Origin of the sequence: Aquicella lusitana (genome assembly GCF_902459475.1) — a bacterium.
Lineage (GTDB): Bacteria > Pseudomonadota > Gammaproteobacteria > DSM-16500 > DSM-16500 > Aquicella > Aquicella lusitana.
This window is the reverse complement of record NZ_LR699114.1, coordinates 1,694,500-1,709,837: the sequence shown is the minus strand read 5'-3', so window position 1 is coordinate 1,709,837 and position 15,338 is coordinate 1,694,500. Positions and strand designations below refer to the sequence as shown.

19 protein-coding genes are annotated in these 15,338 nt (G+C 46.3%); 14 read left to right on the top strand and 5 right to left on the bottom strand.

What is annotated here, in order from left to right; all coding sequences use genetic code 11:
• Positions 1 to 9 precede the first annotated feature (9 nt).
• The 9 genes from rpsE to rplQ all read left to right on the top strand — a co-directional run bounded on the left by rpsE (position 10) and on the right by rplQ (position 5,432).
• The gene (gene rpsE, locus AQUSIP_RS07885) at positions 10 to 525 is read left to right on the top strand and encodes a 30S ribosomal protein S5 (protein WP_114833727.1); all 516 of its coding nucleotides are present in this window, start codon (positions 10 to 12) and stop codon (positions 523 to 525) included.
• A 42-nt stretch (positions 526 to 567) separates the two neighbouring features.
• On the top strand, positions 568 to 1,002 hold the full coding sequence (gene rplO / locus AQUSIP_RS07880) for a 50S ribosomal protein L15 (protein ID WP_114833726.1): 435 nt from the start codon (positions 568 to 570) through the stop codon (positions 1,000 to 1,002).
• Complete coding sequence (secY, locus tag AQUSIP_RS07875; RefSeq protein ID WP_114833725.1) at positions 1,002 to 2,333, top strand: preprotein translocase subunit SecY; 1,332 nt, start codon at positions 1,002 to 1,004, stop codon at positions 2,331 to 2,333. Before rplO ends, secY begins: the two co-directional genes overlap by 1 nt.
• Before the next feature lie 35 nt (positions 2,334 to 2,368).
• Complete coding sequence (gene rpmJ, locus AQUSIP_RS07870) at positions 2,369 to 2,482, top strand: 50S ribosomal protein L36 (protein WP_114833724.1); 114 nt, start codon at positions 2,369 to 2,371, stop codon at positions 2,480 to 2,482.
• An 82-nt stretch (positions 2,483 to 2,564) separates the two neighbouring features.
• Complete coding sequence (gene rpsM / locus AQUSIP_RS07865; protein ID WP_114833723.1) at positions 2,565 to 2,918, top strand: 30S ribosomal protein S13; 354 nt, start codon at positions 2,565 to 2,567, stop codon at positions 2,916 to 2,918.
• 14 nt (positions 2,919 to 2,932) lie between these two features.
• Complete coding sequence (gene rpsK / locus AQUSIP_RS07860; protein ID WP_114833722.1) at positions 2,933 to 3,325, top strand: 30S ribosomal protein S11; 393 nt, start codon at positions 2,933 to 2,935, stop codon at positions 3,323 to 3,325.
• A 13-nt stretch (positions 3,326 to 3,338) separates the two neighbouring features.
• Positions 3,339 to 3,959, top strand: a complete 621-nt coding sequence (gene rpsD / locus AQUSIP_RS07855) for a 30S ribosomal protein S4 (RefSeq protein ID WP_114833721.1) — start codon at positions 3,339 to 3,341, stop codon at positions 3,957 to 3,959.
• A 28-nt stretch (positions 3,960 to 3,987) separates the two neighbouring features.
• Complete coding sequence (locus tag AQUSIP_RS07850; RefSeq protein WP_114833720.1) at positions 3,988 to 4,989, top strand: DNA-directed RNA polymerase subunit alpha; 1,002 nt, start codon at positions 3,988 to 3,990, stop codon at positions 4,987 to 4,989.
• Positions 4,990 to 5,054: 65 nt separating this feature from the next.
• Positions 5,055 to 5,432, top strand: a complete 378-nt coding sequence (gene rplQ / locus AQUSIP_RS07845; RefSeq protein WP_114833719.1) for a 50S ribosomal protein L17 — start codon at positions 5,055 to 5,057, stop codon at positions 5,430 to 5,432.
• A gap of 57 nt (positions 5,433 to 5,489) precedes the next feature.
• Here the strand turns inward: rplQ and AQUSIP_RS07840 are convergent, their stop codons facing one another.
• A complete protein-coding gene (locus AQUSIP_RS07840) occupies positions 5,490 to 7,364 on the bottom strand; it encodes an FAD-dependent oxidoreductase (RefSeq protein ID WP_114833718.1) in 1,875 nt (624 codons plus the stop codon).
• Positions 7,365 to 7,685: 321 nt separating this feature from the next.
• Here AQUSIP_RS07840 and rplU point away from each other — a divergent pair, with 321 nt between their 5' ends.
• The 3 genes from rplU (at position 7,686) to cgtA (ending at position 9,462) form a co-directional block, all read left to right on the top strand.
• Positions 7,686 to 7,997 carry a 50S ribosomal protein L21 gene (rplU, locus tag AQUSIP_RS07835; RefSeq protein ID WP_114833717.1) on the top strand — a complete coding sequence of 104 codons (312 nt, stop codon included), beginning with the start codon at positions 7,686 to 7,688 and terminating at the stop codon, positions 7,995 to 7,997.
• Positions 7,998 to 8,026: 29 nt separating this feature from the next.
• Positions 8,027 to 8,293 (top strand): 50S ribosomal protein L27, encoded by a 267-nt coding sequence (rpmA, locus tag AQUSIP_RS07830; RefSeq protein ID WP_114833716.1) that lies wholly within the window; start codon positions 8,027 to 8,029, stop codon positions 8,291 to 8,293.
• 131 nt (positions 8,294 to 8,424) lie between these two features.
• Positions 8,425 to 9,462 (top strand): Obg family GTPase CgtA, encoded by a 1,038-nt coding sequence (gene cgtA / locus AQUSIP_RS07825; protein ID WP_114833715.1) that lies wholly within the window; start codon positions 8,425 to 8,427, stop codon positions 9,460 to 9,462.
• A 227-nt stretch (positions 9,463 to 9,689) separates the two neighbouring features.
• On the opposite strand, the gene rpsT is transcribed toward cgtA, so the two are convergent.
• On the bottom strand, positions 9,690 to 9,974 hold the full coding sequence (gene rpsT / locus AQUSIP_RS07820; protein WP_114833714.1) for a 30S ribosomal protein S20: 285 nt from the start codon (positions 9,972 to 9,974) through the stop codon (positions 9,690 to 9,692).
• Between the two features lie 188 nt (positions 9,975 to 10,162).
• On the bottom strand, positions 10,163 to 10,819 hold the full coding sequence (locus AQUSIP_RS07815; RefSeq protein WP_114833713.1) for a hypothetical protein: 657 nt from the start codon (positions 10,817 to 10,819) through the stop codon (positions 10,163 to 10,165).
• Between the two features lie 149 nt (positions 10,820 to 10,968).
• On the opposite strand from AQUSIP_RS07815, the gene murJ reads away from it, so the two are divergent.
• Complete coding sequence (murJ, locus tag AQUSIP_RS07810; protein ID WP_114833775.1) at positions 10,969 to 12,519, top strand: murein biosynthesis integral membrane protein MurJ; 1,551 nt, start codon at positions 10,969 to 10,971, stop codon at positions 12,517 to 12,519.
• Positions 12,520 to 12,565: 46 nt separating this feature from the next.
• On the opposite strand, the gene AQUSIP_RS07805 is transcribed toward murJ, so the two are convergent.
• Positions 12,566 to 13,246: a hypothetical protein gene (locus AQUSIP_RS07805; protein WP_114833712.1), complete on the bottom strand. Its 681-nt coding sequence runs from the start codon at positions 13,244 to 13,246 to the stop codon at positions 12,566 to 12,568.
• A 108-nt stretch (positions 13,247 to 13,354) separates the two neighbouring features.
• Positions 13,355 to 14,092, bottom strand: a complete 738-nt coding sequence (locus AQUSIP_RS07800) for a segregation and condensation protein A (RefSeq protein ID WP_325048276.1) — start codon at positions 14,090 to 14,092, stop codon at positions 13,355 to 13,357.
• A gap of 169 nt (positions 14,093 to 14,261) precedes the next feature.
• On the opposite strand from AQUSIP_RS07800, the gene AQUSIP_RS07795 reads away from it, so the two are divergent.
• Entirely contained in the window at positions 14,262 to 15,230 is a 969-nt protein-coding gene (locus tag AQUSIP_RS07795; protein WP_114833710.1) for an L-threonylcarbamoyladenylate synthase, read from the top strand.
• Positions 15,231 to 15,338: the final 108 nt, after the last annotated feature.

The following is a 15,338-nucleotide window of genomic DNA, read 5'->3' as shown; positions in this document are numbered from 1 at the left end:
TTAAACAGTATGGCAAGTTTTGATCAGACGACAAAAAGCGATGGATACATTGAAAAGCTTGTCGCCGTTGCACGTAATGCAAAGGTGGTAAAGGGTGGTAAGATTTTCAGCTTCTCCGCTGTGACTGTAGTCGGTGACGGTAACGGTCGTATCGGCATAGGCAGAGGAAAGGCGCGTGAAGTTCCAGTCGCAATTCAAAAATCACTGGAAAATGCACGCAAGAACATGCGTCATGTTGTGCTCAAGGGCGATACCCTGCATCATCAGATCATTGGCAAACACGGGGCAACCCGCGTGTTTATGAAGCCGGCTTCAGATGGTACAGGTATTATTGCTGGTGGTGCTATGCGCGCTGTCTTCGAAGTATTGGGCGTTAAGAATGTGCTCGCCAAAATTGGTGGTTCAACCAATCCAGTCAATGTTGTTCGCGCAACCCTGAATGCTTTGTCAAGCATTACACCGCCTGAATTCATGGCTGCAAAACGCGGCAAGACAGTTGAAGAACTACTTGGCGAAAACAAATAAATTTTTAGTTAACTTAAAATTATCCATAGAGGAAATGTAAAGATGCAACTTAATACTTTACATCCGGCACCGGGTTCCAAAAAGCAGTCCAAACGATTAGGTCGTGGGATCGGGTCAGGAAAAGGCAAAACTTGCGGCCGTGGCCACAAGGGGCAAAAAGCCAGAGCAGGCGGTTTCCACAAGGTAGGTTTTGAAGGTGGCCAGATGCCTTTGCAACGTCGCATCCCGAAATCTGGTTTTCGCTCACGTCAATCTTTACTGCGTGAAGAAGTTTACCTGTCTGACCTGAATCGTATTGAAGCTGAAACCATTGATCTGGCAGCACTCATCGAGGCAGGCGTGATTCGGTTCAATACCAAAGACGTAAAAATTATTGGTTCAGGCGAAATCACCAGACCCATCACGGTTCGTGGTTTATCAGTCACCGCTGGTGCCCGCAAGGCAATTGAAGCGGCAAAAGGAAAGGTTGAGGCGTAATGGCAGCAGGCAGGCTCGGTGCAAATTTAAAATCCAGCGGATTTACTGATTTAAAGTACAGGTTGCTTTTCGTTTTATTGGCGATTGTTGTATTTAGAATTGGCTCTTATATCCCGGTTCCTGGTCTTAACCCTGCCCGCTTGCAAGAGCTTTTTAATGCCCAACAGAATAATATTGTTGGCTTGTTTAACATGTTTTCTGGCGGTGCCTTGATGCGCTTTAGTATTTTTGCGCTAGGTATCATGCCCTATATATCAGCCTCTATTATTATTCAGCTGTTGACTGTGCTTTCGCCCCAACTGTCTGAATTACGTAAAGAAGGTGAGTCAGGGCAGCGTAAGATTAACAAATATACGCGCTATGGAACGGTTATCCTTTCAGCCTTTCAGGCAATTGGCATATCCAAGATGCTGGTTGCAAATCATGTTGCCATTGCACCCGGTTTTGCGTTTTACTTCACAACAACGCTGACATTGGTGACGGGAACGATGTTCCTCATGTGGCTCGGCGAACAGGTGACAGAAAGAGGCATCGGTAACGGTATCTCAATGATTATCTTTGCCGGTATAGTCGCAGGCTTGCCCTCAGCATTGGGCCGGACCCTGGAGCAGGTAAGAGAAGGACAGTTACAAGTCATTGTTCTGTTGCTTATTCTTGCAGCGATAGTAGGCGTGGTGGCTTTTGTCGTATATATTGAGCGTGCGCAAAGACGCATTACGATCAATTACGCGAGAAGAATGCAAGGCGGTAAAGTGTATGCAGCGCAGAGCAGCCATTTGCCGTTAAAAATTAACATGGCAGGGGTGATTCCCCCCATTTTCGCATCGAGCTTGATTCTTTTTCCGGCGACGATTGCCCAGTGGTTTGGCAATACCAAAGGTCTAGAGTGGCTGTCTACATTGAGCGTTGCTTTGCAGCAAGGTCAACCGTTGCACATGTTGCTGTTTGGTGCTGGTATTATCTTTTTCTGTTTCTTTTATACCGCATTGGTGTTTAACCCCAAAGAAACAGCTGAAAATTTAAAGAAATCAGGGGCATTTATCCCCGGAATTCGACCAGGCGAGCAAACCGCCCGCTACATTGATACGGTGATGACGCGGTTAACCCTGGCAGGCTCGATTTATGTTACATTAGTCTGCCTTCTCCCTGAGTTTTTGATTTTAGCTTGGAACGTCCCTTTTTACTTTGGAGGAACGTCTTTGTTAATTATCGTAGTGGTAGTGATGGACTTTATGGCGCAGGTACAAGCCCATATTATGTCTTATCAATATGAATCACTGCTGAAGAAGGCAAATTTGCGTGGTGGAAGCGGCTTGAGTTCACTTCGTTAATAGTAATAATAGACTGAAATTGATTGGAGCGAGATATGAAAGTGGGTGCATCTGTTAAAAAGATATGCCGTAACTGTAAGATAATTCGAAGAAAAAATACTGTCAGAATTATCTGCAAAGAAAAGCGTCATAAACAAAGGCAAGGTTGATTTTTTAATAATTGAATATTAAACTCATGCACTTTTTGTATGTTATTCAATTAAGTTCTGAGAATGAGTTAGGAGTGATGGAATGGCGGCCCGTATAGCAGGCGTAATAATACCAGTGCAGAAGCATGTCGTGATTGGGCTTACTGCAATTTATGGTGTTGGTAGAAGTCGTGCTCAAGAGATATGTGAGTCGGCGAAGGTTGATCCTACCAAAAAAGTCAAAGACTTAACCGAGGCTGAGCTGGAAAGCTTGCGCAGCAAGGTTGGCGAATTTCGCGTTGAAGGCGATCTGCGTCGTGAAGTAGCAATGAACATTAAGCGCCTTGTAGAGCTTGGCACCTATCGCGGAATGCGCCACAAGCGTGGATTACCTGTGCGCGGTCAACGTACGCGAACAAATGCTAGAACTCGTAAAGGTAAAAGAAAAGGTAAATAATTAAGGTAGTTAAGATGGCTGAAGCAGCAGTTAAACCAAAAAAGAAGGCAAAGCGCCAAATCAGTGACGGTATCGCTCACATATTGTCTTCGTTTAATAATACAATCATAACGATTACCGATGTCCAGGGTAATGCCGTTGCCTGGGAATCCTGCGCAAAATGCGGTTACAGCGGTTCGCGCAAATCCACTCCTTATGCCGCGGGTGAAGCTGCACAGAAAGCAGCAGCTGCAGCAATTGAAATGTACGGTATGAAAAGTGTCGATGTGCGTGTTAAAGGGCCAGGGCCAGGTCGTGAGTCGGCTATACGCTCATTAAACGCTGCTGGGTTAAAAATTAAATCAATCACTGACGTGACCGGTATTCCTTTTAATGGTTGCCGTGCTCCAAAGAAACGACGAGTGTAACAGGAGATAACGAATGGCACGCTATTTAGGTCCTCGATGCAAACTTGCCCGCCGTGAAAAAATGGATCTTTCACTTACAAGCGGCGTCAGACCATTAGACACCAAGTGTAAGCTGGATACGGCGCCAGGCCAGCATGGTGCACGCCGTGGACGCGAAACGGAACATGGTGTTCAATTGCGCGAAAAGCAGAAAGTTAGACGAATTTATGGTATCTTAGAGCGGCAGTTTGAAAACTACTTTAAGAAAGCAACACGTCTTAAAGGGTCTACAGGTGAGAATCTTTTAAAACTGCTGGAACGTAGACTGGACAATGTAGTCTACAGAATGGGGTTTGGATCCACAAGAGCGGAAGCAAGACAGCTGGTGAATCACGCCTGCATCCTGGTTAACGGCAAGGTGGTAAATATCCCCTCGTATTTGTTATCGCCAGGTGATGTAGTAAGTGTACGTGAAAAGTCACGCACGCAGCTTCGCGTGCAGTCAGCGTTGACGTTGGCTCAGGCTCGGCCAAGCTGTGATTGGCTGGAAGTCGATTCTTCCAATTTTACTGGCACATTTAAATCTGCGCCGGACAGGGATCGTTTACCGCCAGACATTAATGAGCAGCTAATTGTTGAGCTGTATTCTAAATAAGTCACTTCTGGGATAGAGAGGTTGTTACATGCAAAGCAATCCATTTGATTTTTTGACGCCTCGTGAAATTGCTGTTGAGACGATCTCACCGTATCACGCGAAGATCACACTCGAACCGCTAGAACGTGGTTTTGGGCATACCTTAGGAAACACATTGCGCAGGATTTTATTATCATCCATGCCAGGCGCTGCTATCGTTGAAGTAAAAATCGATGGTGTACTGCATGAATACGGTGCCATTCCAGGCGTACAGGAAGATGTGGTTGAAATTCTTCTGAACTTGAAGGGCGTCGCGATAAAGCTCCACGGCCGTCAGGAAGTTACATTAAAACTTAGCAAGAAAGGCCCAGGACCTATTATCGCTGGTGATATAGAACCGGAACATGATGTGGAAGTGGTTAACCCGAACCACGTCATTGGCCATCTCAATGAAAATGGTTCCATTAATATGACCATTCGGGTTGTGTTGGGTAGAGGTTATCAGCCTGCAGCTACGCGTGTGCGTAAATCTGAAGGCAAAACGACGATTGGTGCGTTGCATTTGGATGCGAGCTTTAGCCCGATTCGTAGGGTTGCCTATACGGTCGAAAACGCGCGTGTTGAACAGCGTACCGACTTGGACAAACTCATCATTGACCTCGAAACGAACGGTACTCTGGATCCGGAAGAGGCGATTAGACGTTCTGCAACCATTCTGCAGCAGCAGTTGGCTGCTTTTGTTGACCTTCAATCGGCGCCATTGGTGCAGGAAAAATCGGCGCATGAAGAATCAGTGAACCCGATTTATTATCGTCCTGTTGATGATCTTGAACTGACAGTCCGATCTGCAAATTGCCTGAAGGCTGAAAATATTTTCTATATTGGTGATCTCGTGCAGCGTGCTGAAGCAGACCTGCTGAAAACACCCAACCTGGGCAAGAAATCATTAACTGAAATTAAAAATGTGCTAGCAGCGCATGGCCTTAGCCTTGGTACCAAAATTGAAGGCTGGCGTACGCCTACCGCGCAAGACAATGAGGGTAAGAAGTAATTATCCTTTGAATGGATCCAGTGTTATTTAGAATTTAAGCAAGTAAATTTAAAAGGGTTTTAGTTATGCGTCATCGAAATAGTGGTCGAAATTTAAGTCGTACGAGTAGTCATCGTAAGGCGATGTTTAAAAATATGATCGTATCATTGCTACGCCATGAAGTGATCAAAACAACATTGCCAAAGGCAAAAGAGCTGCGCCGATTTGCAGAACCGATGATTACCATGGCAAAAGAAGATACGCTGCATAGACGCCGATTGGCTTATACCCGGTTGCGTGATCGTGACATCGTTCAGAAGTTATTTGCTGAGATTGGTCCTTTTTATAAAGACCGTCCAGGTGGCTACCTTCGTATTTTGAAATGCGATTTTCGCAAAGGCGATAATGCACCGATGGCAATTGTTGAACTGGTTGCCCGCCGTGACGAAGAATCTGCAGCTTAAAATTACACTTCTTTAGTAAATAAAAACCAAGTCCGAGTATTCTGGCTTGGTTTTTTATTACCTCCTTTTCGACTTATCCGCTGCTAAATCACTTTTATCCCCATCTTTTAAAATATTGCACATGCTTTCTATTGGAATTTCTCCAAGAAGTTTTGTTAGCTGGAGGAGATGTTTATCTTTTAAATACGGACTACTTTTGACATGTTTTATTGCTTTATTGCATTCGTCCTCATAATAGTCTCTTTCTTCCAAATCTTTTCGTATGTGAAGAATATGAAGCAAAGCCAAGGCTTTATTCAGCTCAAGTTTATAAGTAAATTTTTTCTTCTCTTCAGGATCCATGCCAATATTTTTGATTTCGCTAAGCGTTTGACACGCCATATCATACATGTCTTCGTAACGTGAAGCTTTATGCAGGGTTTGCGTGTGTTTATATTTTATTAATACGGATTCAGCCCTATCCTTCAGAATTTTTTCGATGATCATGTTCGCTTTCTCATAGCATTTGAGCGAGGAGCCATAAGCCCCTCTTTGAATGAACACATCAGCTAATTTTTCATATAGGTGAGCAATTTCATTCAGCTTAAGACTTGCCATCGTATATAGATCACCCTGAGCATATTTGTACGCGTCTATTAAACGAGCGATAGCATCTTCCAGTTTTTTTTCATCCGCGATCAAGCCATGTTTGTCCAGCGGGATATCACCGCTGCTTGTTAAAATGCTTTCTAATGCATTATTACCCGCGTCATACAAGCTCTGAGCATAAGCCTGTATTAACTCGGCAAATGAAGGCTGCAACTCTTTTTGTTTGCTCATCGATGCTGAAGCAATGACTGTTTCATAAATGCTTAACAAATTTGCGTAATGTTCATACGATCGCTGTTTTTCCTGATAAAACTTGCTAAGCGCAGCCGCATGCATTTGCATTGCCGCTGCCAACTCTTTTTGATACTTTTCAAAATCAATATGAAATTCCTGATCTTTTTCTAATACCATTGCATCTAGCAAACATTTAATACGATATGCTCCGCTTTTAATACCAATTCCAATACGATAATCGGGCTCTATTTGAGCATCGCCTACTGGAATCACACAGGGAAATTGTGCGTGTTGAAAGAAAGCTTCATTTACTTGATGCGGATCGACAATGAATGTGAGAAATCGCGGTTTGCTTCCATATTTTCGTGAAGCTGGTAATAGAGTATAGTCAAAATTGTCTTTTCCGGTATGAAATGCGACAACGGTTTTGAGCCACTTTTCATGTTGGCTTGCGTCAAGATTTTCAGGTATTTCCACATAGAAGCAGGTTTTGTTTTTTGCCAAAGGTAGCGCATAAAATCCTGGTTCAACAAATCCCTTCCACCCCATTGCCCGTAATTCTTCCAGTTTCTGAACCATAAAATCAAATCCGTAAGGAGCAGGCGTTGAAGGAGGATCTGAATCCGTTTTTTCCTCTACTTTAACGTACGCCATAAGATGTTTTTTGTGGGAAGGATCAGCGATGGGCTGAACAGAAAAGGCATCAGGAAATAATCTGTTTATCTCATTAACCAGCGCACGCCTGGAACCGGTTGCATCAATTGCCAAGTCACACGGTAAAATATGAATATCATGGTGTTCATCTTCTACGCGAAGCGCTTTGCCTTCAAAGCCGGTAAAATTTGCTTTCATTATTTTTATATTTAATGATTCTGCAATTTTATAAAGCGATCTTTCCACATCTTTCAGGTGGTAGGAGTCAGAAAAATCGACGGGTAGGCCAATAAGCTGAGTCAACTCTTCAAAAATACTGGCATTTAGTATGCCTGGTCGGGTGTAGGTACCCGCCCGGGCATCAACTAATGTTATGTTTTCATACCCTAGCTGCTTTAAACGAATGGCTAAAAGTAACCCCATTGGACCCGCACCTGCGATGGCGATTTCCTTCATGTAACCACTGCCTCTTTTATATGTGTTTGTATATTCATTATGGTCTATTTTTTCAAAAATAAGCTGGTGAAAGGGTTTTCTTCTTAACTATTTGAAAATAAATAAAAAATCCAGATGAATAGGGTTTTGACCGAGGCGATTTGTATAATTTTATATTATTCAAATAGTTATAGTTAGCATCCCGCATGAGGTTAACTTCGTGTGATTCGCGAAGCCAGAGCCTAGAAAACCCCTGCAAAACAGTTGCGAGCGTTATATGAATAAAATATAATTGCCCCCTCTTTTTAGTAATCCGAATGGATAGTGTTGGAGTGGGCTCAAATGTACGCAGTTATTTTTAGTGGCGGTAAACAATACCGTGTTCAAGAGGGAGATACCCTAAAGATTGAGTCACTGCCTGGCGATGTGGGTGGGACAATTGATTTTGATAAGATTTTGATGGTTGGTGAAGGAGATTCAATTAAAGTAGGACAGCCTTATCTTAATGGAGGCAAAGTTTCTGCAACGATCGTTTCTCACGGCCGTCATAAAAAAATTCACATCATTAAATTCCGTCGCCGTAAGCACCATGAAAAATGGCAGGGTCACAGACAGAATTATACTGAAGTAAAAATTACCGAGATTAAAGCCTAAAGCAGCTTGAAAAATAGGGGTTTTTTGCAATGGCACATAAAAAAGCTGGTGGTAGTACACGAAATGGTCGCGATTCTAACCCAAAATATTTGGGGATCAAGCGATATGGCGGCCAAATAGTAAAAGCAGGTGAAATCATCGTTCGCCAACGCGGCACCAAATTCCATCCAGGCATGCATGTGGGCTTGGGCAAGGATTATACCTTATATGCCTTAAAGCCTGGCCGTGTTGTGTTTGGAATTAAAGGCCCGTTACGCAAGCGCTGTGTTAGCATCGAGCCGGTAGAAGCAGCTTAATCCTGCTATAGTTGATATATAACGTCATAAAAAGCCTCGCTAAAAATGCGAGGTTTTTTTTTGATATCAAGAGTAAGTGGGCTCATAAATGCGGAAACATTAACTGTTAACCGCTTGGGGTTAGGAAGGTTATGAAATTCGTAGATGAAGCTAAAATTCATGTTGAAGCTGGCAGGGGCGGTAATGGGGCCTGCAGCTTTCTGCGTCTGAAATTCATGCCCTTCGGCGGTCCCGATGGCGGTGACGGCGGCGATGGCGGCAGCGTTTATTTGCGCGCGGACGAAAGCATTAATACGTTGGTCGACTACCGATATATTCGTACCTATAAAGCCAAAGACGGTGAAAAAGGCAGCGGCCAGAATTGTACGGGCAAAAGCGGTGACGACTTGGTATTGAGAGTGCCGGTGGGAACCATGGCCTACGATGACGATACCGGCGAGTTGATCGCAGACTTGACTGAGCCCGGCCAGACAGCTTGCGTGGCCCAGGGAGGCCGCCATGGCGTTGGCAATGCCCGTTTTAAAAGCAGCGTGAATCGTGCTCCACGACGCACCATTCCTGGTCAGGAAGGGGAGAAAAGACACCTTCGTCTGGAGCTTAAAGTGCTGGCTGATGTGGGTCTGGTGGGCATGCCAAACGCGGGCAAATCGACCCTGATTAGCGCCATGTCTGCGGCGCGTCCTAAAATCGCCGACTATCCCTTTACTACCCTTTATCCATATCTGGGTGTCGTCAGCGTGTCCCGCTATCGGAGCTTTGTTATAGCCGATTTACCAGGCTTGATTGAAGGCGCAGCGGAAGGTGCGGGCCTCGGGATTCGTTTTCTCAAACATGTCGCCAGAACACGGCTTCTGTTCCATGTTGTGGACGTGACCCCCATCGATGGCAGTGACCCTGTAGAAAGTGTGCAGGCCATTACCCAGGAGCTCGCCAAATACGATGAAGATTTACTGAATAAAGAGCGCTGGCTGGTGCTAAACAAAGTGGACTTACTTCCCCCCGAAACAGCAGCTGAAACCTGCGAAAACATCGTTAAACGCCTGGGCTGGCAAGGCCGGGTTTTCATTATCTCAGGCCTCAGAAAAGAAGGACTGGAACACCTTGCCAAGGCAGCCATGCATTACCTCGAAACGCATGGCGCTGAAGAAGCTGATTTATCAGAAGAATAGTAGAGAGTATTTGTCACCCTCTGAGCCCACTCAGTCATCCTGAGCGCAGCGAAGGATCTCCTCGATGTACAAAAGGAGATCCTTCGCTGCGCTCAGGATGACTGAGTGGGCTCAGGATGACAAACGCTGCGCTCAGGATGACAAATTCGTCGGGGAATAAAACAAAAAGCCCCCGTACAAGTTTTTTGCACGAGGGCTTTGATCTTCAAAACGAGAGGGATAGATAGTTAGGCTTTGGCCCCGGCAGTCTCACCCAGTTTTTTGATGTGTGCCGTTAGCCTGCTTTTATGGCGTGCCGCCTTATTTTTATGAATAATGCCCTTATTGGCCATACGGTCAATAACAGGGGTTGCTTCCTGAAGCGAGGCTAAAGCAGCCTTTTGATCGCCTGCTGTAATAGCAGCGGTCACTTTCTTGATGTAGGTACGCAGCATGGAACGCATGCTGGCATTATGCCGCCGATTTTTCTCAGCCTGGCGAACGCGTTTCTTTGCTTGCTTTGTATTAGCCAAGGTTGCTCTCCAAAATCTTTTTCTGTCTAATAGGATTGTAAAAAAGAGTGCGTAATATGCCTGCTTTTTGATGTATTGTCAATTTGTTAAAGGCTCATAAGAGATTTTTGAGCGTGGTCTGTGGAGCAAGGCATCTGTCCCGTTATTTTATTTAATCTGTTGAAATATAAGTATTTATTGTCTTATGCTCAAAGCCTGCCCATGCTCGGCGAGGCGCAGGTCAGGGAAGCAATGCGATCACAGGCCGTATTGAGCATGTCCCAGCCCTGCTGCTGAACCACTATTAAGCGCTTGTATTTGTCAGCAGTCAGGTTCTCTAGCAGCGTTACTCCCATCTGCTCATGCTCGCTATCCACGGCTGCGTGAATGGTGAAGTATTCCGTTTCACCATAGGCGTGCATGACCTGGTGAGCTTCCGTGAAGAAGATATTGGCGCTAGTTTCCAGTACCAGATGAACCAGCAGCGTTTTTTCTTCATTATCAAGCGTCAGCATCTTCCACGCAAACCACGCGGAAGTAGCATCCAGCAAGGGATCCCAGGGAGCTGGGCGTTGTTTTCGATCCCGGAAGAGGTCCAGATTGTGTTCGAATTCCTCTCTCAAGTGCGCTTGGGCGATGGGCATAAATTTTAAATGTTCACAAAAAACATTGCGTAGCATGATGGTTTTTTGAAAGTAATCGGAAAAGATTTGAATACAATCCAGCAGCTTTTCCCGCTTGGATTTCTCCGCCATGGCTTCACTTCGAATGAGATGCATTAAGGGAGAACGTGTTTGATAAAGACTGGCATGGTAGCGGTTTTTTTCGAGCAATAAGGCTAGATTGGCAGTTCCTTCTGAAGTCATAACGACATCCTTTTCAGTTAATCTTTCATTATTCAGCTGCACAGGCTATGACACAGATATCGCCAAAAAGACATAAGAAGTCAAGACGAAAAAAGTAAATTTTTAAGCCGTCATATAGTAAAATGCTCCTTTATTTTGACCTGAAAACCATGAGCAAATCGCTTTTCAAATCCACATCGGTTGTCGTCAGCATGACCATGATTTCCCGCGTATTTGGGTTTATACGCGACATGGTGACGGCGCATTTTTTTGGCGCAGCAGCCCAGTTTGACGCATTTTCTGTCGCATTTCGGATCCCGAATTTTATGCGTCGCTTGTTCGCGGAAGGTTCTTTTTCACAGGCGTTTGTCCCTGTGCTTTCTGAATATCAAAAAAAGAAATCCGAGCCGGAAGTCAGGCAATTTATTAATGCAATGTCTGGCACGCTCGGGGTTGTGCTGCTTGGTGTGACCATGTTGGGAATTATTTTTGCTCCCTGGATTATCCGTCTTTTTGCCCCCGGTTTTGAAACGCAAGGCGACCGTTTTGATCTCGCCGTTACCATGTTGCGAATCAATTTTCCTTACCTCATGCTGATCTCGCTTACCGCTTTTTCAGGCGCCATATTGAATACGTACAGCCGATTTTGGGTGGCGGCTTTTACGCCGGTGTTTCTGAATATCTGCATGATCGCCGCTGCTTTCTGGCTGTCGCCGCAATTTACGACGCCTATTATCGGTCTTGCGTGGGGGGTATGCATTGCCGGCATCATCCAGCTTCTTTTCCAATTGCCGTTCCTCAAAACCCTACACATGTTGCCGCGGCCGCGTATCAATTTTCGTGACCCCGGCGTCACCCGCGTGTTGAAGTTGATGGTGCCTGCTCTCTTTGGCGTTTCCGTGGGGCAGGTGAATCTGTTGGTGGATACCTTGTTTGCCTCACTGCTCATGGTGGGCAGTGTGTCATGGCTTTATTACTCAGACCGCTTGATGGAGTTTCCACTGGGCGTATTTGGCGTGGCGATTTCCACGGTAATTTTGCCGCATTTGTCGCGTCATCACGCGACACAATCCGATCAATCCTTTTCCCTTACCATAGACTGGGCATTGCGCGCGGTTCTGCTGATTGGCGTACCCGCAGCCGTCGTACTCGCCGTAATGGCGGGGCCCATGTTGTCCACCTTGTTTCAATATGGCCGCTTTAATGCGTTTGATGTGATCCAGGCAAGTAAAAGCTTATCCGCGTTTGCCATCGGCATTACGCCTTTTATGCTGGTGAAGATATTATCTGCAGGCTTTTATGCTCGGCAGGATTTACGCACGCCCGTGCGTATTGGTGTGATCGCCATGATTGCAAATATGATCTTTAATGTGCTGCTGATCTGGCCACTCGCCCATGCAGGTATCGCCATGGCGACTTCCTTGTCTGCCTTACTCAATACCGGATTTCTATTTTATTTTTTGCGCCAGCGTGGTTTTTATCATCCGCGCGAAGGCTGGCGTTTATTTACGGTGCGTTTAATCGCAGCCAATGTTGTTCTTGCAGCATGGCTTTGGTTGGGCGCAGGCGATTTACAAACCTGGATGACCCATCATGCCATGTGGCGGTATGGTCATCTGCTCTTTTTGCTGGGATCCGCTGTCGTGATTTATTTCGCCGCACTCTGGCTATCCGGCATCCGCCTGCACCACTTGTTAATGCGCGAGCAGCAGCCGGCCTGAAGATACGTACGGAGGAATGGAGCGTTCTATCATCAGGAAATAAAAACTATTCCGGCTCTGGCCTTTCGGGTCTTGCTGCAGCGGCAGGCGCTTCGCTAACCGGTTTACGGGCGCTCGCAGGAATAGAATTAAACGCATTCTTTTCCAGTTCGTTGAGGTTTTGCTGGAGTGATTTTTGCTCTTTCTCCTGCTGAGAAACGACGACTGAAAAATGTTTGAGGTCTTTTTCAAGCTGAGTCAAAAGCCGTTCGATATCTGCTTTTGAAACATCTTTTTTGGTAAGCAGAAATTCAGAAACATTTTCATGCTGTTCCTGAATCAACCGTCTGTATTCCTGTAAAAGCTGATTGGAATTTTGCTCAACTTTTTCGATATTGCCTTTCAGCGAATTAAATCGATCCGTGTATTTGGCGTGCAAATCTGCCAGCATGGCGGCTTCCTGCCGGTCACCTGGTATCGTCTTTTTAGTATTCACAACCTCATTTAATTGATAGAGGTTGCTTGTAATGGCTTCCTTCGCTCTATAAAGATTATTTGCTGGCAGCAGTTTGTTTTTTGCATGGCAGGCTTCAGCATCCAGCAGGGCGCAGCGTTTCAAAATGGGGTCATCGTCCGGAATATCTTTAAGACCCATCGATTGCTTGTAAAGTGTAAGAATAATTTTAGCCGTGCTGCCCTGTATACGAAGAGGCAATTTGTCAGCGGGCTGTGTGCGGGTATTGCTCATCCTGTTACTCTTAAAAGGAATATATCTTCATCATAACATATCGCTACCCATGACGCTCAAGGAGTACATCGAATTTGCCCGCCAGCCTTTGCCCGAGCAATAAGAGGGCTAAGCCGCTTTGGGCTTAAGGTAAATAGGGGCGAACGGCGTTGCTTGCACAAACTCAATCAGGCTCTGTTTGAGCAGCTCCAGCATGGCGAGAAAGGTGACGACAACCCCCAGACGACCTTCTTCCAGGTTAAAGAGGTTGGTAAACAGAAAGTGTTCCTTGTCCTGAATGGCGGCAAGGATATGGGACATTTTTTCGCGTACGGAAAGGGAGTCCATGCGGATGTGATGGCTGGCACTTAACTCGGCACGCTTTAGCACGTCCACCAGGGCGCGCAGAAGATCGGGCAAAGAGACATTGGGTAGCGGCTTGTCCACGCTGATTGCGGAGGCATCTGCCTGCACTGTGAAGGTGTCACGTTCAAGGCGGGGCAGCTTGTCCATGTCTTCGGCAGCCTGTTTGTAACGCTCATATTCCTGCAATCTGCGCACCAGCTCTGCTCGAGGGTCTTCTTCTGAATTCTCTGCATCGGACGGCCGGGGCAGTAGCATGCGTGATTTGATTTCAGCCAGAATGGCCGCCATGACCAGGTATTCCGCTGCGAGTTCCAGCGATAATTCCTGCATCAATTCAATATATTCCATATACTGACGGGTGACTGAGGCAACTGGAATATCTAAAATATCAATGTTTTGCTTTCTGATGAGATAAAGCAGAAAATCGAGTGGGCCTTCAAAGGCTTCCAGAAAGACCTTCATCGCATCGGGTGGAATGTAGAGGTCCTTAGGCAGGTCCATGATTGCCTGTCCCTTGACAGTGGCGATAGGCGCCAGGGCTTCGGGTGCGGCCTCATTTGTGGTTTCGTTAATCGGTTGCTCAGGCTCGGTCATTGCGAAACATTATCTCTTATTTCATTTGAAGTGTTATATTACCCAAAAATAGGCAGCTTGCCCACGATTATACGATATGACAACACCCGAGATAACGAAAGCAGTCAAGCTCTTACGCGAAGGCCGGCTCGTAGCCATCCCGACAGAAACAGTCTACGGACTGGGCGCGGATGCAACCAATGAAAGCGCTGTCCGCAAGATTTTTCTTGCCAAGGAGCGGCCCCATGATCATCCCCTGATTGTACATATTGGCAATATCGAACAACTACAGGACTGGGCTCGTGAGATTCCGCCCGCGGCGATGAAGCTTGCCCGTGCTTTCTGGCCGGGACCGCTGACCCTGATTTTGAAAAAACAGCCGCAAGTACTGGATATCGTGACGGCAGGGCAGAATACGGTGGGTTTGCGTATTCCTCGTCATCCGGTGGCAAGAGAACTTCTGGAGGCGTTTGGGGGTGGTATCGCCGCCCCTTCTGCTAACCGTTTTACCCGCATTAGCCCAACCACAGCGCACGCCGTGGCGGAAGAACTGGGGGGCAAGGTTGATCTCATTCTGGACGGTGGCCCTTGCGAAGTAGGGCTTGAATCCACCATTATCGATATGAGCGGAGAAACCCCTGTTATCCTGCGCCCCGGTGCTATCACTGCCCATGCGATTGCCGCGGAACTGGGCCTGCCTGATATTGCCTCGCCTTATGCACAGCATGAAACCCGCGCTCCCGGCATGCATCATTTGCACTATGCCCCCAGAACGCGAACCATCCTGATCGAAACCGAAAACATTCCCGATATGCTGCTTGCTCTCGATCGTGATGATTTCCCCGCCGCTTTTGTGGTGAATAGCGATGTCATCATGCCGCAAAATGACAAGATCCGCTGCATCAAAATGCCGCACGAAGCTGCCGCTTATGCCCATGATCTTTACCACACATTACGCAAACTCGATCATCAGGATTTCAAATGGATCATCATCGAAACCGTCCCGCAGGGCGAAGCATGGGACGCCATCCGTGACAGACTGCTGAAGGCGACAGGCTCGCGGTGAGGAAACTACCACAATAAAATCTCTCCACTAATGCAGCACCATTGCATCACCACTAATGCAGCACCATTGCATCACCACTAACGCAGCACCATTGCATCACCACTAACG

Bases quoted from the DNA above. Each gene is read 5' to 3' on its own strand.
- rpsE (WP_114833727.1), top strand. From the start codon at position 10: ATGGCAAGTTTTGATCAGACGACAAAAAGCGATGGATACATTGAAAAG.
- rplO (WP_114833726.1), top strand. From the start codon at position 568: ATGCAACTTAATACTTTACATCCGGCACCGGGTTCCAAAAAGCAGTCC.
- secY (WP_114833725.1), top strand. From the start codon at position 1,002: ATGGCAGCAGGCAGGCTCGGTGCAAATTTAAAATCCAGCGGATTTACT.
- rpmJ (WP_114833724.1), top strand. From the start codon at position 2,369: ATGAAAGTGGGTGCATCTGTTAAAAAGATATGCCGTAACTGTAAGATA.
- rpsM (WP_114833723.1), top strand. From the start codon at position 2,565: ATGGCGGCCCGTATAGCAGGCGTAATAATACCAGTGCAGAAGCATGTC.
- rpsK (WP_114833722.1), top strand. From the start codon at position 2,933: ATGGCTGAAGCAGCAGTTAAACCAAAAAAGAAGGCAAAGCGCCAAATC.
- rpsD (WP_114833721.1), top strand. From the start codon at position 3,339: ATGGCACGCTATTTAGGTCCTCGATGCAAACTTGCCCGCCGTGAAAAA.
- AQUSIP_RS07850 (WP_114833720.1), top strand. From the start codon at position 3,988: ATGCAAAGCAATCCATTTGATTTTTTGACGCCTCGTGAAATTGCTGTT.
- rplQ (WP_114833719.1), top strand. From the start codon at position 5,055: ATGCGTCATCGAAATAGTGGTCGAAATTTAAGTCGTACGAGTAGTCAT.
- AQUSIP_RS07840 (WP_114833718.1), bottom strand. From the start codon at position 7,364: ATGAAGGAAATCGCCATCGCAGGTGCGGGTCCAATGGGGTTACTTTTA.
- rplU (WP_114833717.1), top strand. From the start codon at position 7,686: ATGTACGCAGTTATTTTTAGTGGCGGTAAACAATACCGTGTTCAAGAG.
- rpmA (WP_114833716.1), top strand. From the start codon at position 8,027: ATGGCACATAAAAAAGCTGGTGGTAGTACACGAAATGGTCGCGATTCT.
- cgtA (WP_114833715.1), top strand. From the start codon at position 8,425: ATGAAATTCGTAGATGAAGCTAAAATTCATGTTGAAGCTGGCAGGGGC.
- AQUSIP_RS07815 (WP_114833713.1), bottom strand. From the start codon at position 10,819: ATGACTTCAGAAGGAACTGCCAATCTAGCCTTATTGCTCGAAAAAAAC.
- murJ (WP_114833775.1), top strand. From the start codon at position 10,969: ATGAGCAAATCGCTTTTCAAATCCACATCGGTTGTCGTCAGCATGACC.
- AQUSIP_RS07805 (WP_114833712.1), bottom strand. From the start codon at position 13,246: ATGAGCAATACCCGCACACAGCCCGCTGACAAATTGCCTCTTCGTATA.
- AQUSIP_RS07800 (WP_325048276.1), bottom strand. From the start codon at position 14,092: ATGGACCTGCCTAAGGACCTCTACATTCCACCCGATGCGATGAAGGTC.
- AQUSIP_RS07795 (WP_114833710.1), top strand. From the start codon at position 14,262: ATGACAACACCCGAGATAACGAAAGCAGTCAAGCTCTTACGCGAAGGC.